The organism is Fictibacillus sp. EA-CB0309 (assembly GCF_055814265.1).
Window position 1 is genome coordinate 1137459 of sequence record NZ_CP169271.1, and the last position, 23304, is coordinate 1160762.

Below are 23304 nucleotides of genomic sequence, written 5' to 3' on the forward strand. Positions count from 1 at the left end.
AACATGTCAAACACAGCGGAAAAACAAATCATTGGTGGAAGCTTTTTAATAGAAGACATTACGGCAGCAGATATTTACACACCGGAGGATTTCTCTGAAGAACACCTTATGATTGCAAAAACCACGGAAGATTTTGTTATAAAAGAAGTTGTGCCTCAGCTTGAAAAGATGGAGAATCATGACTTTGAAGTATCCAGAAAGTTATTAACGAAAGCTGGAGAGCTTGGATTATTAGGTGCAGACGTACCAGAAGAATATGGCGGTCTTGGTCTGGATAAGATTTCTTCTTCCTTAATCACGGAAAAATTCGCACGCGGTCGCGGCTTCTCGATCAGTTATGGTGCACACGTAGGAATCGGTTCGCTTCCAATCGTTCTTTTTGGAAACGAAGAGCAAAAGAAAAAGTACTTGCCTGAGCTTGCTACAGGTGAAAAAATCGCAGCTTATGCACTGACTGAGCCTGGATCTGGTTCGGATGCGCTTGGTGCAAGAACAACAGCGAAATTGAACGCTGAAGGCACTCACTATGTGCTAAATGGAGAAAAACAATGGATTACAAACTCTTCTTTTGCTGATGTGTTCGTGGTGTATGCAAAAATTGACGGTGAACAGTTCTCTGCATTTATCGTTGAGCGAGATTTCCAAGGTGTATCCACAGGGCCTGAAGAAAAGAAGATGGGGATCAAGAGCTCTTCTACACGTACACTGATTTTAGAAGATGTAGCTGTTCCAAAAGAAAACCTGTTATGGGAAGCTGGTAAAGGCCACCTTATTGCCTTTAACATTCTAAATATCGGTCGTTACAAACTTGCTTTAGGATGTGTTGGAGCTGCAAAGCGAGCATTCGAAGTATCTGTAAAATACGCGAACGAGCGTCAGCAGTTTAAACGCAAAATCAGCTCGTTCAGCTTAATTCAAGAAAAGCTTGCGAACATGGCAGTTCAAACGTATGCTGCTGAAAGCTCTGTTTACAGAACAGTTGGTTTGTTTGAAAATCGCCTTGGGGCATTGTCTGAAGAAAAGCAAAAAGATGGCCGTGAATTAGCGAAAGCGATCGCAGAGTATGCGATTGAATGTTCACTAAACAAAGTATCAGCTTCTGAAGTACTGGATTATGTGGTAGATGAAGGCGTTCAAATTCACGGTGGATACGGCTTTATGTCTGAGTATGAGATTGAAGGTGCTTACCGTGATTCTCGTATTAACCGTATCTTTGAAGGCACGAACGAAATCAACCGTTTACTAGTGCCTGGAACACTTGTTAAGAAGGCGATGAAAAATGAATTGCCGCTGATCCAAAAAGCAACACAACTTCAGCAAGAGTTAATGATGCTTATGCCTGTAGAAGTAGGTACTGAAAGCTTGGATCAAGAAAAGTACTTAGTTTCTATGGCTAAGAAAATCTTCTTGATGACTGCTGGCTTAGCAGTTCAAAAGTTCGGTCCTAAATTGGAGCAAGAGCAAGAAGTGCTTTCAAACTTAGCTGATATCATCAGTGAAGTTTACAGCATGGAATCTGTTCTTTTGCGTACGGAAAAAGCAATTGGAAGATCTGGTGCTGACAAGGCAAAACAAAAGCTTCTATATACAGAAGTTTATTGTCAGGAAGCCTTTAACCGCATTGAAGCTCATGCAAAAGAATCTATCATTGCAGTAGAAGAAGGCGACATGCTGCGCATGATGCTGTCTGCATTAAAGAAGCTGACGCGTCATACACCTATTAATGTAATTAAGAAGAAGCGCGAGCTGGCTGTGCAGCTTCTTGAGGAAGAACGCTATATCGTTTAATTGATTTTATTTACGCTAACCTTCAAAAAATCTATTCTTTCCCTCTTACTTATGTAGGAGGGCTTTTTTTAAATCTTTGTTGTAGTTAAAAGTGATGGGATATTCCAATTTTAAGAAAGAAAATGAGGTGATTCTACAAATAACTAAGCAAGCAATCCAGAAATTCAGTCAGTTTATACACGAGCCTACACAATTTCTGACCAGCCAATACCAGACATCATAATGGAACCCACCAAAAGCTCTTCACAACATGATTCATTGAAAGGATTTGAAAATCAGCTTTTCCTGCAATGTAGAAAAGATAAGATTGTCACTCTTTTATAAGGATCTATTCTAAAAGATGTTGCTTATAGTGTTTTCTTTCTTCATTGATAAGTTGATTGGAGTGTAAGGTGCGAGACTCCTGCGGGACGAGCGGTCAGGTGAGACCCTTTAGGGCGCAAAGCGGCAAGGGGCTCACCGGTCGCCCCCGGAAAGCGAGCACCTGGAACGGAAATCAACCACTTTCAAAAGCAAGAAAGTTTGCGGAAACAGCCTTTAAAAAAAGACTTAATTTAAAAATGTGCAGAATTTCTTGTTTTATTGGTGACACTAGTTTGTGGTACTATGAAAAGGGGTGATATAATGCTACTGAAAGTATACGAATATCCAAAATGCTCAACATGTCAAAAAGCCAAAAAGTGGCTGAAAGAAAATGAAGTAGCCTTTGAGCCTGTACATATTGTGGACAATCCTCCTTCACAAGAAGAGCTTAAGAATCTGATCCAATTAAGCGGCTTAGAAATCAAAAAGTTCTTTAATACGAGCGGAATGAAATATCGCGAGTTGGGTATGAAAGAGAAAATGAAAACGGCTACAGACGAAGAGCTTCTTGAAATTTTGGCAAGCGATGGCATGCTCATCAAACGACCAATCGCAACAGATGGTAAGCAAGTAACAGTAGGCTTTAAAGAAGAACAGTACGAAAACACTTGGAAAAAATAAAAACGTTGCTGACTATAATAAAACATTTATTGTAGTTACTATAAAAACAAAGAAAAGCTGGAGGGATTACACATGGAATTTCCAAAAGAATTACGCTATTCAGAAGAGCACGAGTGGACAAAAACAGAAGAAGGCAATAAAGTTCGTATCGGTATTACGGCATTTGCACAAGACGAGCTAGGAGATATCGTGTTTGTTGAACTTCCTGAAGTTGGAGATGAACTTACTGCAGACGAGCCATTCGGAAGCGTAGAATCTGTTAAAACAGTTTCTGAACTTTATGCTCCTGTATCTGGAAAAGTGGTAGAAGTGAACGCTGATCTTGATGACAGTCCAGAACTTGTGAACGAATCTCCTTACGAGAAAGCATGGATGGTTGTTGTAGAACTTTCAGATTCCTCTGAGCTTGAAAAGTTAATGACATCAGAACAATACGAAGAATTAATTAAAGAAGACTAATGAAATTATTCTCTTCAGGAAAGAATAGGCTTACTGCTATTCTTTTTTGGAGGGATTTTTTTATGAACGAAGACAGACGCGATGTAACCTCAAGAGTATTTGGGAAAATGAAGGGCGGCTCTATGTCCCTTTACTTGGATAAAGATGAAATTGGTCAAATTCGTTTTACCAATCAGGGAAACATGTATGAGATGTCTGAGGGATTTGAATTTGATGCAGACAAAATTTACAAACGTGAAAAGCCAGTGGAGCTTCCTAATCCATCTAAATATGTAGATGAGTGTGATAAAGGCTGGTGCTAGACAGCTGTCAAAAAAGAGGATGATGTCAAAAGAGTGATTTTGGCATTTATCCTCTTTTTTGAATTTCGTACTAATCAACTATTTTTGTGACGTTCAGAACTGCCGCCTTTTGCTCCGATTTTTTGATAAAAACTTTTGTCTTGATTCCTAGATGTGGTCGTCCCACCCTTTTTCCCGATCTCTTGATAAAATGTTTTGCTGTGTGTGTTGGATGTTGAGCTTCCACCTTTTCTTCCGATTTCTTGATAAAAATCGCTGCTATGTTTCTTAGCCGTCGAAGTACCTCCCTTTTTCCAATCTGTTGATAAAATTCTTTTCCGCGTGATTTGGATGTTTTTTCTCCACCTAGGCGACCTGCGTCAGCGCGACTCATTTTCGGCTCAGTTTTTGCCATGAAATGACTCCTCCAAAATTCGTTTTATGCCTCCTAATTCCCTTAAATACGAAGAAATCAAACACCTAAAACAGTAATTAGTACAAAACGCATACAACATTTACAAATTGGTAGGAAAATAGGAAAAAGGGGTATAGTAATAAAGAACATCTCTTGCAGGATTTTAATAAAATAAAGCAAATATATAACTAAGCGATGCATTCATTTTATAGGTCTTCAATGTATAGGAGAGATGAGTAATGAATGAAAGCAAAAACAAAGTGATCATTGTTGAAGGAAAGTCAGACAAAGATAAACTAGCGGCCATACTAGATGAACCAGTTGAGATTATTTGTACGAACGGAACATTAGGTTTGGATAAATTAGAAGAGCTTGCATTAGCCATAGAAGATCGAGATGTTTACATCTTGGTGGACGCTGATGATGCAGGCCACAAATTAAGAAAACAGCTGCAACGTGAACTGCCGAATGCAGAGCATTTATATATTAATAAAATGTACAGAGAAGTCGCAAAAACACCGCTGATGTATCTTGCGAAAGTATTGGTAGGTGCGCACTTTAATATTCATAAGAATTGTTTAGGCTAGCCATGAAAAAAATATCGTTGACCCTATTAACGGCTTTCTCGATATTCAGTGGCTGCAGTCCTATAAATAAAGATGAAGTAACACCGGCTACACAGAAAATGATCGTAAAAAAATTAGATATTCCGTGGCAAATTAACGGCACCCAGCACGAAATGTGGATCAGTGAACGATCAGGGGGCTTGTTTCAATAGGGCCAAAGCATAAACAAACCTCCTATTCCCCTGTGTTTTCGTCAAACTTATCTGATGAAGGGGAGGGAGGTTTTCTTGGTTTTGTTTTGGATCCGAATTTTGAAACAAACAAAAAAGCCTATGCTTATTACACCTATGAGGAAAAGGGAAAAATGTTAAACCGTGTGGTTGAAATGGAATTTGAGACAGGAAACTGGGTTGAAAATCAAATCCTTCTTGATGAAATTCCAGGTGGTTTTACACACAATGGCGGAAGGTTGGAATGGGGACCAGATAATAAGCTATATATTACAACTGGGGATAGCGGTGATGAGAACCTTTCACAAGAATTGGACAGCCTCGCAGGTAAGATATTAAGAATCAATAGTGACGGTACCATTCCAAAAGATAACCCGTTCTATCCATCTGCTGTTTATACATATGGCCATCGAAACCCTCAAGGTATGACCTGGGATGAGCAAGGTATCATGTATGCCGCTGAGCATGGTTCATCCAACTATGACGAAATAAACAAGATTGAGCCTGGCAAGAACTATGGATGGCCGGACATACGTGGAAATGAAACAAAAGACGGTATGGAAACTCCTTGGGTTCACTCAGGTAATGAAACGTGGGCGCCTTCAGGGATAGAATATAAAGATGGATTTATTTATGTAGCCTCATTACGAGGGGAAAGTGTAATGAAAGTCAGTACATCTTCCAAAAAACAAACCTTAATCGTTACCAATGAAGGACGTATTCGTGATATCCTAATTGAAGGAAATGAAATGTTTCTTGTAACGAATAACACAGATGGAAGAGGGCAGCCATCTAAAGATGACGATCGGTTGCTAAAAGTTCCGTTAAAAAAATAATGGAGTAGTTTATGAAGGAAATCACACGAAATAACTGGGATATCGTTATCGGACAATCGCTAATCCGACCATACTTTTTATATTTAGAAACGCCGCTTTGTGGAACATGTAAAATGGGAAAGAAGATGTTTGAAGTAGCGGTTGAAACCATTCGCGTTCAAAAAGACGAAAATGTTGCAGTGGGAGTAATTAATATTAATGAGATGCCTGAACTAGCTTCAAAATATGGCGTAACAAGCGTCCCTTGTTTGTTAATCTTATCGAGGGGAATAGCTATTGAACGGATTTATGCGTTGCAATCAGCAGGAAATCTTTATCAATCGATGTTAAAAATTGTTGAAAAGGAATAAATAAGGGCGAAAAAATGTGTGAAACACCCCATATTTTTTATGTTTCGTCCTAATTCTACAAAAAAATAATTTTTTCGGGGGTTTAAACCCAAGAAATAAATGGTAATTTAATGTCGCTGACACACTTCTTTGTAACAAATAGGAGTGTGTTTTTTCTTCTTGAAAAGTATGGTTTAACTCGATGAGATAGGGATTTAAGAGTTTATCGTGAAATTGTCAGTCTGTTTTGTTAATTCAGTACTTTAACGATAACGTCACAAATGTTACGAGCGTTGTAATATTGTTATAGAACTGTATCCTACAAATGTCAAAAGTCATGGTATAAATGAATAGGAGAGCTTGTTTGTATGTTTGCTCCCGTCTTAATTGTGGTAAATAAGAATGATTTTATTTTTAAAACAAAAACAAAACGATTTTTAAATAAACCGAACAAATCGCAAAGCAATTTTTCTAACAGAGGTGATTGATAATCATGGCATCTTTAAACTTAAATGCAGTATTTCCGATTGCAAAAAATAAACTAACTAGCATAGAAGATAAGGTTCTAACGATCCAAGAAAGAAACGATGAGAAACTTAGAAATGAACTTATAGGTGATTACCAACCATTTATTAAGAAAGTAACTTCTAAAGTTTGTTCTCAATATATAGATCGTACGATGGACGAGTTTAGTGTAGGTCTTTTTGCCTTCAATGAAGCGATCGACCAATATCAAGAAGGACAAGGAAGCCGCTTTTTATCGTTTGCAGATATGGTAATCAGACGCCGTGTAATTGACTATATCCGTAAAGAAGTTCGTCAAAACAGATTGATTTTTCTTCAGCCAGATGAAGAAGATGAAGAGGGACGTCTAGAAGAAAGCTATGCTGAACAAAAAGCAGCGATGGATCACTTTGAAGATCAGATTCAAGTAGAAAACCGTGTATATGAAATTGAAGAGTACCAAAAGTTGTTAAAAACATTTGGATTGAACTTTAAAGTATTAAGCAAACATTGCCCGAAGCATGTCGATGCACGTGAAAACGCGAAAGAAATCGCACGTCTATTAGCTGAAAACGAAGAACTTGCCGCATTTTTGAAAGAAAAGAAGCAATTACCAATAAAAGATTTATTAAATATGGTATCCTGTAGTCGTAAAACCATAGAGAGAAATCGAAAGTATATAATAGCAGTATCACTTATATATTTAGGCGATTTTCAAGCGCTGAAATCATACATTCAGCCATAAGGTGAGGTAAAGATGATTACTGGTAAGAGAATTTCAGCTTCTCTTACCAGTAATTTATACTGATCCTGCTACATGCGGGAGGGATATCATTGAAAAACGGCAGCGGCATTGTCATTGAAGTTCAGAACAAAAAAGCAACTCTGCTCATGAAGGATGGAACATTTGTAACTGTAAGGGTACCAGCGGGAAAACGGCCTCTTGTAGGCAATGAGTATCAGGCTTCTTATTTTTTGCAAAGAAAAAGAAGTCTTTTTGTGTTGCCATCCATTTCTTTTACTATTGCAGCATTAGTTGCTTTTCTTTTTTCTCAGGATTTATGCCTTTTACCAGTAAGCCAGCAGCTGCAGCATATGTTAGTTTTGATATTAATCCAAGCTTAGAAGTTGGCGTGGATGAAGATATGCATGTCGTGGAGATTGATGCGTTTAATGATGAAGCGAAACATATCATAAAGAAGTATAATTTTTCTACTGATGACTCTACACCGTTTGAAGTATTCGCTGATCAACTGATAAAAGCGTATGAAGCGGAAGGGTATATGGACGATAATCAATCCATGCTGATAACTTCAGTTTCAGACAAGGCAAGCGATAATAAGACAAAAAAGAATTAAATAAAGCATTGGATTCTATTGTGAAAAAGCTGTTGTTCAATATCCTGTAGCAATTACCGTTACAGAATCCAACGAAGATACACGAAAAAAGCAAAACAACTAGGCGTATCATCAGGTAAATATACAGCATTCCAAAAAGCAAATGAAAATGGAAAAATATATAAAGAAGAAAAGATCAAAGAAGTGAAATTTCAGGAACTAAAGGTTAATGCAACTTTTTCTAAGGATATCAAAGTAGTTCCGCATCCTCGTAAGATTAAGTCATCACAGCATGAGATTAAGCTTAAGCCTGAAAAACATGTTGAGAATCAAAATAAACGAGAACATGATCATGGCCAACATAACAAGGAAGCACAAAGAAACATTGTAAAAGTTCAAAAGCCCAACAAGTTAAAGTCAAATGAAAAACAAGTCGAAAAAATCAGCACCCAAATAGAAACAATAATGATGTGCAAAAGCAAAAAGATAAAAGACCTGCTGTTTCTAAGGGCGGCTCCCAATCTAAACATGCTGTAAAACCACACAAGCAAAATCACAAAGGTGATAACAAACAGCAGCAAAAACAACAAAAACAACAAAAACAGCACAAAAATGAACATAAGCACTAATTTTGAGTAAACCTGTCGTAATACCAACTACGATTCCTGGTGGCTGTCGAAGAGTTTATAAAGGTATATGAATATTCCTCTCGAATCGGTGAAGTAACAACTAATTCGGGGGATTTTTATGTTGGATATTTACTACTTTGAAAACCAGATTGCCAAAAGCCCATATCTGCCACTGTATAATATTCCTGTAAAACCCAGCTTCATATTCAAGGATGATACGACTCTCAGAATTGAATATAGAGAAGGAGAAAGGAATCGAACTGTAACATTTACGGGAAATCCGAAATATCTTTCCTTAATGCTAGAGGGTGAGATGAAGCTAAGTACGTTGCTTAGGCAAGAGATGATCGAGTTTCATGGAACACTGAGGCAGCGATTAAAATGGGAAGCCATCTTTTACTTAAGTTCGCATTGGGAGCAGATTTCAGCCGGTGTTTTAGTTAGAACTGCAAAAAATATTTGACACAAATCGACAAGGGTGATAACATTTTTCACAGTGATTCAAAACATGTAACGCTTTAACTTAATAAAGTAACACTTTTTACTTATCACGAGAGGTGGAGGGACTGGCCCTATGAAACCCGGCAACCGCTAGATCTTATGCATGGCATATGAACTAGAAAGGTGCCAATTCCTGCAAGGCTTTAAGAGTCTTGGGAGATGAGGAGAACGTGCATAGAATATTATATGCCTTTCTGCTCATATTGAAGCAGAGGGGCATTTTTTATTGGCTGTAATTAAAAGGCTCTTTTCTAAAAGGATTGTTGCTTTTTAATCTTTATTATTTCTTCTTTGAACAGTTGGTTGTAGTGGAAGGTGCGTGCCTACCACATGGAAATCTTCTCGCAAGGCATGCGACGAGGAAGCATACTACGGTAGCTTTTACTTGTAGACGCAGGAGCAAGGACCTTAATGAGGGCAGGTGAGACACTTAAAAGTGAAACTTACGAATGTAGCTCACCGCCTGCCCCGCGGAAAGCGAGTACCTGGAACGGAAATCAACTACTTTCAAAATCAGCAAGGATTTACAATAACAGCCTTAATTATAGATAAGAAATGAGGTAAGAATCTTGATTAATTTACAGTCAGTCCGTAAAGTCTTTCAAACCAAAGATGGTGAAGTAAAGGCTGTTGATACGGTGGATTTAAACATAAAACAAGGAGAAATATACGGCATTATCGGATACAGTGGTGCGGGGAAAAGTACCCTTATTCGTATCTTGAACATGTTAGAACGTCCCACTAGCGGTACCGTTACAATTGGCGGAAAAAACATGTCAGAGCTTTCTTCTAAAAAGTTAAGAGAAGCAAGACAAGAAATCTCAATGATCTTTCAGCATTTCAATCTTTTATGGTCAAGAACAGTTAGAGAGAACATTGCATTTCCACTCGAAATCGCTGGCTACCCGAAAGATAAGATCAAACAGCGTGTTGATGAACTAATCGACCTAGTTGGATTAGAAGGACGTGGCGGTTCATATCCATCACAACTAAGTGGTGGACAGAAGCAGCGTGTTGGTATCGCTCGTGCACTTGCGAATGAGCCAAAAGTTCTTTTATGTGATGAAGCCACTTCAGCACTTGATCCTAAAACAACAGACAGCATTCTAGACCTTCTCGTTGAAATCAACCAGAAGCTAGGTCTAACGATTGTTCTTATCACACATGAGATGCACGTGATTAGAAAAATCTGTCATCGTGTGGCTGTTATGGAAAAAGGGAAGGTTGTAGAAGAAGGCGATGTCCTGAATGTTTTTAAAAATCCAAAAGAAGCAATCACGAAGGATTTTGTGAAACAAGTAACAGAACCTGAAGAAACGGTTGATACGATCAAGCAATTTGTTCAAGAGTTTCCTGAAGGCCGAATTGTTCAGCTCACATTCATCGGAGGCCGAGCAGGCCAGCCACTAATTACAGAATTGATTCGTAACTACGAAGTCGATGTAAATATTCTGCAAGGTAAAATAACACAAACTCAGAATGGGCCGTATGGAACGTTGTTTATCCAGATCAAAGGTTCAGAATCTGCACTAGCTCGTGCAATGGAGTTTTTAAACAGTGTGCAGGTTGAAGTAGAGGTGATTCATAATGCTTAGTACATGGTTCCCAAATGTACAATGGGACGTTCTTTTAGAAGCGACAAAAGAAACACTATATATGTCTGCAATTTCAGTAGTGGTTACATTCATTCTAGGCCTAGCTCTCGGTCTTGCTTTGTTTTTAACATCTCCTGGAAACTTATGGGGAAATAAATTTTTAAACAGTGTGATCGCAATTATCGTTAACGTCTTTCGTTCGATCCCGTTCATTATCTTAATTATTTTATTGATTCCATTTACACGTTTTATCGTTGGTACGATGCTTGGAGCAGAGGCAGCACTTCCAGCATTGATCGTAGGAGCGGCACCATTTTATGCTCGTATGGTTGAGATCGCTTTGAGAGAGATTAATAAAGGGGTCATTGAAGCTGCAAAGTCGATGGGTGCTACAAACACTCAGATTATCTTCAAAGTACTAATTCCTGAGAGTACACCAGCTCTAGTGTCAGGAATTACGGTTACAGCCATCGCACTAGTAAGTTACACGGCAATGGCTGGAGTAGTTGGTGCGGGAGGCTTAGGTAACTTGGCTTATATGGAAGGGTATCAACGAGATAACGCGGATGTAACATTGATTTCCACAGTACTCATCTTGGTTATCGTATTTGTGATCCAATGGATTGGAGACCGCGTTACAACTGCATTAGACAAGAGATAACGTTTAGACAACAAGGAGGAATTTCACATGAAAAAAGTATTATCAGTCCTTTTATTGGCTGTTCTTGTAGCGGCGCTTGCGGCTTGCGGGAATAAAACAGAAGGCGGAATCAGCGACGAGAAAATCGTTGTTGGCGCATCTAACGTTCCACACGCTGAAATTTTAGAAGAAGCAAAACCTCTTTTAAAAGAAAAAGGCGTTGAACTTGAAATCAAAACATTCCAAGATTACGTATTACCGAATAAGTCTTTAGATGAAAAAGAAATTGGTGCTAACTATTTTCAGCACGTTCCATATCTTGAGTCACAAATGAAAGATCATGGCTATAAGTTCGAAAACGCTGGCGGAATTCACATTGAGCCGATCGGTGTTTATTCGAAAAAATACAAATCATTAGATGAATTGCCTGAAGGCGCAACAATCATTATGTCTAACTCTGTAGCTGATCACGGCCGTATGCTAGCTTTACTTGAAAAAGAAGGCTTGATCAAAGTTAAAGAGGGAGCTGGATACGAAGCGCAAGTAAAAGATATTGCTGAAAATCCAAAGAAACTTAAATTTAAAGCTGACGTTGATGCAGGAATGTTGCCAAAAGCATATAAAAATGGTGAAGGCGATGCAGTACTTATCAACACAAACTATGCAATTGATGCAGGACTAAATCCTCAAAAAGATGCTATTGCACTTGAAGGCACTGATTCTCCATTTGTAAACATCATCACAGTGCGTGAAGGTGATAAAGATAAGAAATCAGTTAAAGCATTAGTTGAAGTATTACGTTCAAAAGAAATCCAAGACTTCATTGAAAAGAAATATGAAGGCGCAGTAGTGCCGGTAACAAAATAAATCGAAAAAGTAGTAGAAGAACTGACTTCGGGCGAAGTCAGTTCTTTTTTTAGGAAAATATGGATGATAATGAGTGCCGCAAAAACTTTATAGGCCATTAACAAAATTTATAGTCCTTTAATATCATTTTATGGTCCTTCAAAATATTTTATAGTCCTTCAAATTGATTTATAGGCCTTCAAAATCAATTATAGGCTTTTCGACAAAGTTGCGATGTTTTATTACATAACACGTCATGGAATGACCCATACTAATCCTGTTTACTATTTTGTGACAGGAGTGAATGAAAATGAAACAAGAAGAGCAGCCGCTACCCGGATCGAACTCAACGCAATATCACCTTATTCGTTATAAAGAAGGCTTAGGAAAATACAATGAGAACATGCCTGAACTTACACATGCTTATAATGAATTTACACGCCATTGTTTTAAAGAAGGCGAGATCTCCGAGAAGTATAAGCAGTTGATCGCTTTAGGAATCAGCATCTATTCACAAGATGAGTATTGCATCATCTATCATACAAAAGGATGTTTAGATCAAGGGTGTTCAGAAAATGAAATCCTTGAAGCTGTTGGAGTTTCTGCTGCATTTGGTGGGGGAGCCGCTATGAGCCAAGGTGTGACCCTCGTTCAAGAGTGCATCAAAGAATTAAATAAACCGCGTCATTAAAAGAAAGTCTAAATACCACACTTACATGTTTTGAAATCATCCTAAAAGGTAATGGAAGTAATGTAGCGCATTTAGCAGGATAACACAGAACGTCACATCTGTTTTCAATAGGAATCATCATGCACGTGTATGCGGGGTGATTTCACTGGGATAACGGATTGAGCAGAATGAGTGTTGCTGATACGCTATTATTATTATTAAAACTTTAACTTTGAAAGGATTGATTCATTATCCACCCCATTAAAGTAAAACATACGTCCGAGATGGAAAAAGCAATGCACCAGTCACATGGCTGTGGTTTTGCAGAGTATGAGAGGGATTTGGAAAAACGGTTAGACGTTGAGAAGGTCCGAGATAAGGAATACAAAAAAGGATTAGAAATAGCGGCAGATGCAAATAAAAATCATACGCCGTAACATATGAACTTAAAATTACAAAAGGCTGATTCATTAGGTGGTTTACCGCCTCATGAGTCAGCCTTTTTTCAAATAGGAAGATTGATGAGCAGATAATATGACAACAATGGAAAAGTAAACAGCTCGTTCCCTTGAACATACATTTCATTTGTTATAAGATTAGAATGAGAATAAATTGAGAATGGCTATTTTGTGCCTTTTATCAAAAATCTTGAGAATGATTTCTTAATGGAGGTTGTATTATGTCAGCACCTAATTTAAAGATTGAAGATCTTCGTGTATCGATTGAAGATAAAGAGATTATTAAAGGTTTAGATCTCGAAATAAATGGTGGAGAAATCCATGCAATCATGGGACCTAACGGAACAGGAAAGTCTACTCTTTCTGCAGCGTTAATGGGACACCCTAAGTATGAAGTAACTTCAGGTAAAGTTACGTTTAATGGTGAAGACCTTCTAGAGATGGAAGTAGATGAGCGTGCACAAGCTGGTCTTTTCCTAGCTATGCAATATCCGTCTGAAGTAAGCGGTATTACGAACGCTGATTTCCTTCGTTCTGCAATCAATGCAAAACGTGAAGAAGGCGACGAAATTTCTCTAATGAAATTTATCCGTGAACTAGACAAGAAGATGGATCACCTTGAGATGGACAATGCGTTCGCTCACCGTTACTTAAACGAAGGATTCTCTGGCGGAGAAAAGAAGCGTAACGAAATCCTTCAAATGATGATGCTTGAGCCAAAATTAGCGATTCTTGACGAGATCGATTCAGGACTTGATATTGATGCTCTTAAAGTAGTAGCTAAAGGTGTTAACGAAATGCGCAGCCCTGATTTCGGTTGCTTAATCATCACTCACTACCAGCGTCTATTGAACTACATCACACCGGATAAAGTACACGTGATGATGCAAGGACGTATTGTAAAATCTGGTGGACCTGAACTAGCTCAACGTCTTGAAGCTGAAGGGTACGACTGGATTAAAGAAGAGTTAGGAATTAAAGACGAAACTGTTGGTCAAGAAGCGTAAGCATTAAGGGGGACTATACATGTCAGTTGATACGAGCCTAAGATTTGATAAGGACTACGTAACCGGTTTTTCAAGCAGCAGACAGGAACCCGCTTGGCTGCAGGAGCTTCGTTTGCAAGCATTGGAATTGGCTCAAGAGCTTCCAATGCCTAAACCGGACAAAACTAAGATCGATAAATGGAACTTTACAGAATTCAAACATGAAGCAACTGGCACACCAGTCGCTTTTAACGAACTTCCTGAAGATGTTAAGGCATTGATCGGTTCTGAAGAAGAAGCGAAAAATGTTCTTGTTATCCATAACGGAACACCTGTTTATTTTGCACTTCAGCAATCTGTTAAGGATCAAGGTGTTATTTACACAGATCTTTTAACAGCTGCAAAAGAGCATGAGGACCTAGTGAAAAAGTATTTTATGAAAGCTGTTGCGGTTGATGAGAACCGTTTACCAGCACTTCATGCCGCACTATTCGTTAATGGAGCATTTTTATATGTTCCAAAAAACGTTGAACTTTCTGCTCCAATTCAAGCGGTTTATTATCAAGATGATGAAGCAGCGATCTTTAACCATGTAATCGTTGCTGCTGAAGATAATAGCTCAGTAACGTATGTAGAAAATTACTTATCAACGAACGATTCTACAGATTCAGTAGCAAACATCGTGTCTGAAGTTTATGCAGGCAGCGGAGCAAAAGTAGTTTACGGTGCTGTAGATAATCTTGCAAAAGGAATGACAACATACGTGAACCGCAGAGGCCGTGCTGAAAAAGATGCTCGCATCGAGTGGGCGCTTGGTCAGTTCAATGATGGAAATACGGTTTCTGATAACACGACACACTTGATCGGTGATGGATCGTTTACAGACACGAAGACTGTGACAATCGGACGTGGTGATCAAAAACAAAACTTCGTTGCTCAAATCTTTAACCATGGAAAACATTCTGAAGGTTATATCTTGACTCATGGGGTAATGAAAGATAGTGCGAGCTCTATTTTTAACGGTATTACGAAAATTGAGCACGGTGCTACTAAGTCTCATGGTGAGCAGACAGAACGTGTTCTTATGCTAAGTGAAAAGGCGCGTGGTGATGCTAACCCGATCCTTTTAATCGACGAAGATGATGTTACAGCAGGTCATGCTGCTTCAGTAGGAAGAATTGATCCGCTTCAAATGTTCTATCTAATGAGTCGTGGTATTTCAAAAGCTGAAGCTGAGCGATTAATCATTCATGGATTCTTGGCACCAGTAGTTAGCCAAATGCCTTTAGAATCGGTTAAAAATCGTTTAGTCGAGGTTATTGAAAGGAAAGTGCGCTAATGAGTGCAAACGAATGGAGAAAGCTGTTTCCTATCCTGGATCAGGAAGTTAACGGCAAACCTCTCGTTTACCTTGACAGTGCAGCCACTTCCCAAAAACCAATTCAAGTTATTGAAGCACTAGATAAGTATTACAAAGAGTACAATTCGAATGTTCACCGTGGTGTTCATACGCTTGGAACTCGTGCTACTGATGGCTATGAGGGAGCACGTGAAAAGGTTCGCCGTTTTATCGGTGCAAAATCTACTCAGGAGATTATCTTTACACGTGGTACGACTACAGCGATCAATACGGTAGCACGAAGCTACGGAATGGCAAACCTTTCAGAAGGCGATGAGATTGTGATCACTCCTATGGAGCATCACAGCAATATCATTCCATGGCAGCAAGTGGCGAAAACCACCGGTGCAACTCTTAAATACATTCCTTTACAGCCAGATGGCACGATTGATCTAGGGGATGTTGAAAAAACGGTAACAGAGCATACTAAGATCGTCTCAGTTATGCAGGTATCAAACGTATTAGGAACCATTAACCCAATTAAAGAGATTGCAACGATTGCTCATAAAAACGGAGCTGTTATGGTCGTGGATGGTGCCCAAAGTGCCCCGCACATGAAAGTCGATGTTCAAGATCTTGATTGTGATTTCTTTGCCTTTTCTGCACATAAAATGTGTGGTCCTACAGGCATTGGTGTCCTTTATGGGAAAAAGCGCTTCTTAACAAAATGGAACCTGTTGAGTTCGGCGGCGAAATGATCGATTTTGTCGGACTGCAGGAATCTACTTGGAAGGAGCTGCCTTGGAAGTTTGAAGGCGGTACACCAATCATCGCTGGTGCGATCGGTTTAGGTGCAGCGATTGATTTCTTAGAGGACATTGGTTTAGATAACGTTTTGAAGCATGAACATGATCTTGCGGAATATGCGATGGAACGTCTCTCAGAACTTGATGGTGTAAAAATTTTCGGACCGAAAAAACGAGCTGGACTTGTTACGTTCAACTTAGATGACGTTCATCCACACGATGTGGCAACCGTACTTGATTCCGAGGGGATTGCCGTTCGTGCTGGCCATCACTGTGCACAGCCGCTCATGAAATGGCTAGATGTAACAGCTACAGCTCGTGCAAGTTTCTATATGTACAACACTGAAGACGACATCGATGCTTTTCTGAAAGGCTTAACAACAGCAAAGGAGTATTTCGGTCATGTCTTCTAATTTAGATCAGCTATATCGGCAAGTAATCATGGACCATTATAAAAACCCGCGCAACAAAGGGGTTATTGAAGATGGTGCATTAACCATTAATATGAACAACCCGACATGCGGCGATCGCATCCAGCTTACGTTAAAAGTGGAAGATGGAAAGATTGATTCTGCTAAGTTCGATGGAGAAGGTTGTTCGATTAGTCTTGCATCAGCTTCTATGATGACACAGGCTGTTAAAGGTCTTCCTGTCGAAGATGCTGTAAAGCTTGCAAAGATTTTTTATGATATGATGTTAGGGAACGACTACGATGATGAATCCTATGATTTAGGTGACATCGAAGCTCTTTCTGGTGTTTCAAAATTTCCGGCTCGCATCAAATGTGCCACTCTTGCGTGGAAGGCGATGGAGCAAGGAGTAGGAAAAGATGAGGAAGAGGAAGAATAAGTTCCTTTTGATAATGAGTAATAGAGTGCCAATCCAGTAAGGAGGGATTCTGTAATGGCTAAGAAAATGCCGGATATCGGCGAATATAAATATGGTTTTAGAGATAAAGACGTTTCCATTTTCAGATCGAAGCGTGGGTTAACAAAAGAGATCGTAGAAGAGATCTCCCGCATGAAGAACGAGCCTGAATGGATGCTTGAATTCCGTTTGAAGTCATTAGAGCAGTTCTATAAGATGCCAATGCCACAATGGGGCGGAGACATGAAGGACTTAAACTTTGATGATATTACGTATTATGTTAAGCCATCTGAGAAATCTGAAAAGTCTTGGGATGAAGTACCTGCTGAAATTAAAGCGACTTTTGACAAGCTTGGAATTCCAGAAGCTGAACAAAAATACCTTGCAGGTGTATCTGCACAGTACGAATCAGAAGTTGTATACCACAACATGAAAGAAGACCTTTCTGACTTAGGTATTCTTTTCACAGATACGGATACGGCTTTAAAAGAGCACGAAGAGATCTTCCGTGAGCATTTTGGAACGATCATTCCGCCATCTGATAATAAGTTCTCAGCTCTAAACTCTGCAGTATGGTCTGGTGGATCTTTCATTTACGTACCAAAAGGCGTTAAATGTGATACTCCGCTTCAAGCATACTTCCGAATCAACTCTGAAAACATGGGTCAGTTTGAGCGTACGCTGATCATTGCAGATGAAGATAGCTCTGTACACTACGTAGAAGGATGTACAGCACCCGTTTATTCTACAAACTCACTTCATAGTGCGGTTGTAGAAATCATCGTTAAGAAGAACGCTTACTGCCGTTATACAACGATTCAAAACTGGGCGAACAATATCTACAACCTTGTTACAAAGCGTGCAGTAGCTGAAGAGAACGCAACGATGGAATGGGTAGATGGAAACATCGGATCTCGTCTTACGATGAAATATCCGGCTGTTATCATGAAAGGCCGCGGAGCGAAAGGTACGATCCTTTCTATCGCGATCGCTGGTAAAGGACAGCATCAGGATGCAGGAGCGAAAGTATTGCACCTTGCACCAGATTGTTCTTCTACAATCGTTTCGAAGTCGATCTCTAAGCATGGCGGTAAAGTAACATACCGTGGTATCGCTCACTTCGGACGTAAATCTGATGGATCTAAATCCAACATCAAGTGTGATACACTGATCATGGATAACCAATCCACTTCAGATACGATTCCGTACAACGAAATCCTTAACAACAATATTACGCTTGAGCACGAAGCAACTGTATCTAAAGTTTCTGAAGATCAGTTGTTCTACCTCATGAGCCGTGGTGTTTCTGAGCAAGAAGCAACGGAAATGATCGTAATGGGCTTCATCGAGCCATTTACGAAAGAACTTCCAATGGAATATGCAGTAGAAATGAACCGTCTGATCAAGTTTGAGATGGAAGGTTCAATCGGCTAATAAAACTAAAACCCTTGGTGTAATTAATTACGCCGAGGGTTTTTTGTTGTGAGTTTAGGAATTCATAAAAACTAGGTCGCCTTTTCGCTTACTTTCTCAAAGAACAATTCTCTGTAAAATTGAATGGACAAACAGGATTATTCGCAGCGATTGTATAATTTAATAAGAATACCAAAATATTAGGGGTGAATGTATGATTAATAAAGTCGGTCAAATTATGTTGTATGTTAATAACCAAGACGAATCAGTGGATTTTTGGACGGGAAAAGTAGGGTTTAGTGTCATTTCTGAGGAAAATAACGGCCAAATGAGATGGATTGAAGTGGCTCCGACAATGGATGCAGAAACAAGCATCATTTTGCACGATAAGGAATTTGTTGAGAAAATGTCACCTGGATTACATCTTGGTACACCTTCGTTAATGTTTTTTACCGAAAATCTTAATCAGTTACATAACGAATTTTCCAGCAAAAATATCACAGTCGGGGAAATTGTAAATATGCCTACTGGCAGAGTATTTAACTTTTCAGATCATGAAGAAAATTATTTTGCTGTAATGGAAAAGAGTGAATAGATTAAACCTCGGTTTGTTAAGAACGAGGCTGTCTAAATGAGCTGCAAATGATGAATAGTTTTAAGTTTTAGATCTCTCTTTTCTAAAGAGTTGTTGCTTGTGGCTTTTCTAATTATCATTGGCTAGTTGATTGGAGTGAAGATACGAGACTCCTACGGGACGAGTGGTCAGTCCGAAAAGGGGCAGGAGGCTCACCGTACGCCCGAACAATCTGGAATGGAAATCAACTACTATCAAAAGCACCAATGTAAATTCAGTAGCATATATAGAAAAAAGACGCCCAATAGGACGTCTTTTTTGCGTATATTGCGGCGAGAGACAACACTCCACATAGTGCATTGCCTAAAAGGCGCGTCAATCTCGTCTTATGCAATTAGCTCATCGCTAGACAAGTATACCATCTTTGAGCTTGAATGAGAAGTGGATATTCTAGGACTCAAATGGTTCGCTTATTTATATCCTAAAAAGATATAATGCAATCAACTAATACTTTTAAAAGGAGCATACAAGATGAACGAAGTCATTGAAACGATACTAGCACACAGATCCATTCGCAAATTCAAGGACACAACTTTAAGTGAAGATATAATCACAACACTCGTAAAATGCGCACAGTCTGCATCTACATCAAGCTATCAACAAGTTTGTACGATTATTGGGATTGAGGACAGGGAAAAGAAAGAAAAACTGGCTGAGCTTGCTGGCAATCAGTCTTATGTAGCAGACAACGGATATTTCTTCGTCTTTTGCATGGATTACAATCGTCATAAGATTGCGGCTGAAATGAAAGAAACAGAGATTAGAGATACCATTGAATCGACAGAAGCTTTTATTGTAGGAACGGTAGATGCTGCACTCGCAGCACAAAATTTATCGGTATCTGCTGAATCACTTGGACTTGGTATAGTTTATATAGGCGGCATCCGTAACTCTCTGAAGGAAGTTTCAGATTTGTTAGGGTGTCCTGAACATGTTCTTCCGCTGTTTGGTGTAGCAGTCGGTTATCCAGACGCAGAGCCCGGGAAAAAGCCTCGTTTACCACTCTCAGCTGTTTTTCATAGAGACAGCTACCAAAGTAAAGAAGAAACAAAAAATCTGTTAACACAGTATGAGAAGGAATCATCCGAGTACTACGCTGAGCGAACAGGTGGAAAACGTACAGAAGGCTGGGTTACACAAATAACAGCATCTATGGCAACACCAAAACGTACGTATATGAAAGACTTTGTCCAATCAAAAGGATTAAATAAATTGTAACCACGTATAGGAAGGTGACTTCAAGAAATGATTAAGATCGGTGTAACAGGTTGGGGAGATCATGACTCTCTATATCCAGATGGTACTCCTACAAGAGAGAAGCTCGCTGTTTACAGTGGTCATTTTCCTGTTGTAGAAGTGGATTCTTCCTTTTATGCGGTTCAGCCTGTAAAGAACTATGAAAAATGGGTTGCGGCCACTCCAAAGGACTTTTCATTCGTTGTGAAAGCATATCAAGGCATGACGGGGCATTCAAGAGGTAAATTACCTTTTGATTCAGTTAAAGAAATGTTTGAAGCGTTCATTCAATCGATTCAGCCTGTCGTCTCGTCAGGAAAACTTGAAATGGTTCTTTTTCAATATCCGCCATGGTTTGATTGTAAGAAGGAAAATGTCCAGATGCTTCGGTATGCAAAAGAAATGATGGGAGATATCCCTGTCGCTATAGAGTTCCGCAATCAGACATGGTTTAGTGAGGAAATGACGGAGAAAACATTAGGTTTTATAAAAGAAGAGGGATGGATTCATACAGTATGTGATGAACCTCAAGCTGGGACAGGTTCGATTCCTATCGTTATGCATGCAACACCAGAAAAAACACTCGTACGTATGCACGGCAGAAACGTATATGGCTGGAATAACCAAGGTCAGCCAAACTGGAGAGAGGTCCGCTATCTTTACCGCTATAATGAGGCTGAACTAAACGAATGGAAAGAGCGGATCAAGAAACTTGCATTAGAGACGAAAGATCTAACCATTCTATTTAACAATAACTCTGGTGGGGACGCTGCTGATAACGCAAAACAGATGATCGATCTATTGGATATTCAGTATGATTTCCTTGCGCCAAGACAATTGGACTTGTTTTAACCTTTTCCTAATATTACAAATTGTTTTCAAAAGATGGTAAACGATTCAATTTTTTAAATGTACTGATATACTAATAGGGTGAATTAAATCAGTTAAGCTGGATGAAGAAAGTGGGGATCACTTTGGATTTCAAAAAATTGATTCAGATGATGTACTGCTTACAGATTGCCTTTGTCGTCAGTGGCGTTTACTTACTTTTCGTCTACATATTTACAAACAATTCGAAACGCATCCAGTTTCTGACCCTCGTGTTATGTATTAATCTAATATCGTTAAAGATCACCAGAGATCGTTTTAAGACATAAAGAAAACTGCGCAGCTTATAGCGCAGTTTTTTATCATTAAAGCATCTTTAAAAGTGCTTTTCTCCCTTGCATACCAACTTCAATACCTTTTTCTCTTGCTTCAAATGTAATAGATTCTAAAGGTGCATCCAGCAACTGTTCGATGGTTCTGACACCAACAGCGCGCCCTGCAATAATTTTACGGTCTGCTAACTTTTCATTCAACAAAGCTACATCTAGTGCTCCACACATGATATATCCATTCTCGTTAAACACAGCCATAAAATTTGTTTTTGGCAAACGAAGGAGTGACAGCGGTAAATGGATGTCCTTCTATTAAGATCGGGTTCATCTCTAACATGCTTCCACTCCTTTCTTCATTATTATTTTTATGTGTATATAAGGGAAAAAGTGTTAGGTGTTGAAGCTATTTTTATGGCTTTTTGATGAACAAAAAGGAGTCGGATATGATACGATAAAAAGAAAATGTGGAGGCGATGAGGGATGAAACAATACTTGGATTTTCTTCAAGATATCTTACATAACGGCACGAAAAAAGAAGATCGGACAGGCACTGGAACGGTTTCTGTATTTGGCCGTCAGATGAGGTTTGATTTAGAGGAAGGTTTTCCGCTTGTTACGACAAAGAAACTTCATCTGAAATCCATCATTCATGAATTGCTTTGGTTCTTAAAAGGTGATACAAATATCGCTTATTTAAAAGAAAATGGCGTACGCATTTGGGATGAGTGGGCAGATGAGGACGGAAATCTGGGACCAGTTTACGGCCACCAGTGGCGTTCTTGGGCTGCTCCAAACGGTGAGACCATTGATCAGATCTCAAATGTGATAGAAGACATTAAGAAGAATCCTGATTCAAGACGTTTGATTGTAACCGCATGGAATCCTTCAGATGTACCGAATATGGCGCTCCCGCCTTGTCACTTGCTGTTTCAGTTTTATGTAGCAAATGGCAAGCTTTCTTGTCAGCTCTATCAGCGCTCAGCTGACAGTTTTCTAGGTGTGCCGTTTAATATCGCGTCTTATGCACTACTCACGATGATGGTAGCCCAAGTAACGGGTCTTAAACCAGGTGAGTTCGTTCACACAGTTGGTGATGCACATATTTACACCAATCATTTAGAACAAGTGGAGCTGCAGTTAACTCGTGAGCCAAAGCCGCTTCCTAAAATGAAGTTGAACCCGAATGTGACCAACATTTTTGATTTTACTTATGATGACTTTGAACTTGTTGACTATGAAGCACATCCTCACATTAAAGGCGTGGTGAGTGTATGATTTCTTTTGTAGTTGCAATGGATGAGAATCGCGCAATTGGTAAAGACAATGATCTTCCGTGGTATTTGCCGAACGACCTTAAGCATTTTAAGAATGTAACGATGGGAAAACCAATCGTCATGGGTCGTAAAACATACGAATCGATCGGCAAACCTTTACCTGGCCGCGAAAATATTGTGGTGACTAGAGATGACAATTATCAAGCTGAAGGAACAACGATTGTTCATTCTGTAGACGAAGTGATGCAGAAAGATGCCGAAGAATTGTGTGTAATCGGCGGAACGGAGATCTTTAAGCTGTTTATGCCTGTAGCAGATCGCCTATATGTGACGGAGATCCACCATACCTTTGAAGCGGATACGTACTTTCCGGAAATTAAAGTAGATGAGTGGCGTGAAGTCTCACGTAAGCCAGGAATTGTTGATGAAAAAAACAAACATGCACATGATTTCGTTGTGTACGAAAAAATTAAACCATAAAGTTTGAATGAGCCCCCTCTTGTCTGCATACATATGTATAT

Annotated in this window: 28 protein-coding genes, 3 pseudogenes and 1 riboswitch; of the genes and pseudogenes, 29 read left to right on the forward strand and 2 right to left on the reverse strand. The window is 39.3% G+C overall.

The window, feature by feature from the left end; all coding sequences use genetic code 11:
- Positions 1–3: 3 nt before the first annotated feature.
- From ACEWFH_RS06275 to ACEWFH_RS06295, 5 genes are all read left to right on the forward strand, one after another.
- Complete coding sequence (locus tag ACEWFH_RS06275) at positions 4–1788, forward strand: acyl-CoA dehydrogenase family protein (RefSeq protein WP_473726555.1); 1785 nt, start codon at positions 4–6, stop codon at positions 1786–1788.
- A 392-nt stretch (positions 1789–2180) separates the two neighbouring features.
- Positions 2181–2408 (forward strand): hypothetical protein, encoded by a 228-nt coding sequence (locus ACEWFH_RS06280; protein WP_473726556.1) that lies wholly within the window; start codon positions 2181–2183, stop codon positions 2406–2408.
- Between the two features lie 4 nt (positions 2409–2412).
- Positions 2413–2772: an arsenate reductase family protein gene (locus ACEWFH_RS06285; RefSeq protein ID WP_473726557.1), complete on the forward strand. Its 360-nt coding sequence runs from the start codon at positions 2413–2415 to the stop codon at positions 2770–2772.
- A gap of 72 nt (positions 2773–2844) precedes the next feature.
- Positions 2845–3231 carry a glycine cleavage system protein GcvH gene (gene gcvH / locus ACEWFH_RS06290; RefSeq protein WP_473726558.1) on the forward strand — a complete coding sequence of 129 codons (387 nt, stop codon included), beginning with the start codon at positions 2845–2847 and terminating at the stop codon, positions 3229–3231.
- Between the two features lie 62 nt (positions 3232–3293).
- A complete protein-coding gene (locus ACEWFH_RS06295) occupies positions 3294–3533 on the forward strand; it encodes a YusG family protein (protein WP_289494602.1) in 240 nt (79 codons plus the stop codon).
- Between the two features lie 74 nt (positions 3534–3607).
- Here ACEWFH_RS06295 and ACEWFH_RS06300 read toward each other — a convergent pair.
- Positions 3608–3927, reverse strand: a pseudogene (locus ACEWFH_RS06300) (general stress protein).
- 239 nt (positions 3928–4166) lie between these two features.
- Here ACEWFH_RS06300 and ACEWFH_RS06305 point away from each other — a divergent pair.
- From ACEWFH_RS06305 to ACEWFH_RS06410, 22 genes and pseudogenes are all read left to right on the forward strand, one after another.
- Positions 4167–4514 carry a toprim domain-containing protein gene (locus ACEWFH_RS06305; RefSeq protein ID WP_289494604.1) on the forward strand — a complete coding sequence of 116 codons (348 nt, stop codon included), beginning with the start codon at positions 4167–4169 and terminating at the stop codon, positions 4512–4514.
- Positions 4515–4737: 223 nt separating this feature from the next.
- Positions 4738–5559: a PQQ-dependent sugar dehydrogenase gene (locus ACEWFH_RS06310; protein ID WP_473726559.1), complete on the forward strand. Its 822-nt coding sequence runs from the start codon at positions 4738–4740 to the stop codon at positions 5557–5559.
- A gap of 11 nt (positions 5560–5570) precedes the next feature.
- Positions 5571–5909 (forward strand): thioredoxin family protein, encoded by a 339-nt coding sequence (locus ACEWFH_RS06315; protein ID WP_473726560.1) that lies wholly within the window; start codon positions 5571–5573, stop codon positions 5907–5909.
- Positions 5910–6381: 472 nt separating this feature from the next.
- On the forward strand, positions 6382–7137 hold the full coding sequence (gene sigI / locus ACEWFH_RS06320) for an RNA polymerase sigma-I factor (protein WP_473726561.1): 756 nt from the start codon (positions 6382–6384) through the stop codon (positions 7135–7137).
- A gap of 89 nt (positions 7138–7226) precedes the next feature.
- A complete protein-coding gene (locus ACEWFH_RS06325) occupies positions 7227–7517 on the forward strand; it encodes an anti-sigma factor domain-containing protein (protein ID WP_473726562.1) in 291 nt (96 codons plus the stop codon).
- On the forward strand, positions 7454–7750 hold the full coding sequence (locus tag ACEWFH_RS06330) for an anti-sigma-I factor RsgI family protein (protein ID WP_473726563.1): 297 nt from the start codon (positions 7454–7456) through the stop codon (positions 7748–7750). The genes ACEWFH_RS06325 and ACEWFH_RS06330 overlap by 64 nt, the downstream gene beginning before the upstream one ends.
- A gap of 183 nt (positions 7751–7933) precedes the next feature.
- Positions 7934–8266 (forward strand): hypothetical protein, encoded by a 333-nt coding sequence (locus ACEWFH_RS06335; protein ID WP_473726564.1) that lies wholly within the window; start codon positions 7934–7936, stop codon positions 8264–8266.
- Between the two features lie 210 nt (positions 8267–8476).
- Complete coding sequence (locus ACEWFH_RS06340; protein WP_473726565.1) at positions 8477–8821, forward strand: hypothetical protein; 345 nt, start codon at positions 8477–8479, stop codon at positions 8819–8821.
- A gap of 79 nt (positions 8822–8900) precedes the next feature.
- A riboswitch (SAM riboswitch) is annotated at positions 8901–9025 on the forward strand.
- 255 nt (positions 9026–9280) lie between these two features.
- Positions 9281–9418: a hypothetical protein gene (locus ACEWFH_RS06345; RefSeq protein ID WP_473726566.1), complete on the forward strand. Its 138-nt coding sequence runs from the start codon at positions 9281–9283 to the stop codon at positions 9416–9418.
- A 10-nt stretch (positions 9419–9428) separates the two neighbouring features.
- The gene (locus tag ACEWFH_RS06350; RefSeq protein WP_473726567.1) at positions 9429–10454 is read left to right on the forward strand and encodes a methionine ABC transporter ATP-binding protein; all 1026 of its coding nucleotides are present in this window, start codon (positions 9429–9431) and stop codon (positions 10452–10454) included.
- Entirely contained in the window at positions 10447–11115 is a 669-nt protein-coding gene (locus ACEWFH_RS06355; protein ID WP_473726568.1) for a methionine ABC transporter permease, read from the forward strand. Before ACEWFH_RS06350 ends, ACEWFH_RS06355 begins: the two co-directional genes overlap by 8 nt.
- Positions 11116–11142: 27 nt before the next feature.
- Complete coding sequence (locus ACEWFH_RS06360) at positions 11143–11961, forward strand: MetQ/NlpA family ABC transporter substrate-binding protein (protein WP_473726569.1); 819 nt, start codon at positions 11143–11145, stop codon at positions 11959–11961.
- 289 nt (positions 11962–12250) lie between these two features.
- Positions 12251–12631 (forward strand): carboxymuconolactone decarboxylase family protein, encoded by a 381-nt coding sequence (locus ACEWFH_RS06365; RefSeq protein ID WP_066397348.1) that lies wholly within the window; start codon positions 12251–12253, stop codon positions 12629–12631.
- Positions 12632–12906: 275 nt separating this feature from the next.
- A complete protein-coding gene (locus tag ACEWFH_RS06370) occupies positions 12907–13047 on the forward strand; it encodes a YuzK family famiily protein (RefSeq protein ID WP_473726570.1) in 141 nt (46 codons plus the stop codon).
- Positions 13048–13289: 242 nt separating this feature from the next.
- Positions 13290–14075 (forward strand): Fe-S cluster assembly ATPase SufC, encoded by a 786-nt coding sequence (sufC, locus tag ACEWFH_RS06375; protein ID WP_077359600.1) that lies wholly within the window; start codon positions 13290–13292, stop codon positions 14073–14075.
- A 19-nt stretch (positions 14076–14094) separates the two neighbouring features.
- Entirely contained in the window at positions 14095–15393 is a 1299-nt protein-coding gene (sufD, locus tag ACEWFH_RS06380) for a Fe-S cluster assembly protein SufD (protein ID WP_473726571.1), read from the forward strand.
- Positions 15393–16612, forward strand: a pseudogene (locus tag ACEWFH_RS06385) (cysteine desulfurase). The gene sufD and the pseudogene ACEWFH_RS06385 overlap by 1 nt, the downstream one beginning before the upstream one ends.
- Positions 16602–17048, forward strand: coding sequence for a Fe-S cluster assembly sulfur transfer protein SufU (sufU, locus tag ACEWFH_RS06390; RefSeq protein WP_473726572.1), 447 nt, complete (start codon positions 16602–16604; stop codon positions 17046–17048). The pseudogene ACEWFH_RS06385 and the gene sufU overlap by 11 nt, the downstream one beginning before the upstream one ends.
- Positions 17049–17102: 54 nt before the next feature.
- Positions 17103–18500: a Fe-S cluster assembly protein SufB gene (gene sufB, locus ACEWFH_RS06395; RefSeq protein ID WP_066397332.1), complete on the forward strand. Its 1398-nt coding sequence runs from the start codon at positions 17103–17105 to the stop codon at positions 18498–18500.
- A gap of 193 nt (positions 18501–18693) precedes the next feature.
- Positions 18694–19074 carry a VOC family protein gene (locus ACEWFH_RS06400; protein WP_473726573.1) on the forward strand — a complete coding sequence of 127 codons (381 nt, stop codon included), beginning with the start codon at positions 18694–18696 and terminating at the stop codon, positions 19072–19074.
- Between the two features lie 510 nt (positions 19075–19584).
- Positions 19585–20331 carry an oxygen-insensitive NADPH nitroreductase gene (gene nfsA / locus ACEWFH_RS06405; protein ID WP_473726574.1) on the forward strand — a complete coding sequence of 249 codons (747 nt, stop codon included), beginning with the start codon at positions 19585–19587 and terminating at the stop codon, positions 20329–20331.
- Positions 20332–20358: 27 nt separating this feature from the next.
- Positions 20359–21201: a DUF72 domain-containing protein gene (locus ACEWFH_RS06410; protein ID WP_473726575.1), complete on the forward strand. Its 843-nt coding sequence runs from the start codon at positions 20359–20361 to the stop codon at positions 21199–21201.
- Positions 21202–21542: 341 nt separating this feature from the next.
- On the opposite strand, the pseudogene ACEWFH_RS06415 reads toward ACEWFH_RS06410, so the two are convergent.
- Positions 21543–21846, reverse strand: a pseudogene (locus ACEWFH_RS06415) (YunC family protein).
- 143 nt (positions 21847–21989) lie between these two features.
- Here ACEWFH_RS06415 and ACEWFH_RS06420 point away from each other — a divergent pair.
- Together ACEWFH_RS06420 and ACEWFH_RS06425 are read left to right on the forward strand one after the other, a co-directional pair.
- Positions 21990–22784, forward strand: coding sequence for a thymidylate synthase (locus ACEWFH_RS06420; RefSeq protein ID WP_473726576.1), 795 nt, complete (start codon positions 21990–21992; stop codon positions 22782–22784).
- Positions 22781–23263 carry a dihydrofolate reductase gene (locus tag ACEWFH_RS06425; protein WP_473726577.1) on the forward strand — a complete coding sequence of 161 codons (483 nt, stop codon included), beginning with the start codon at positions 22781–22783 and terminating at the stop codon, positions 23261–23263. Before ACEWFH_RS06420 ends, ACEWFH_RS06425 begins: the two co-directional genes overlap by 4 nt.
- Positions 23264–23304 lie beyond the last annotated feature (41 nt).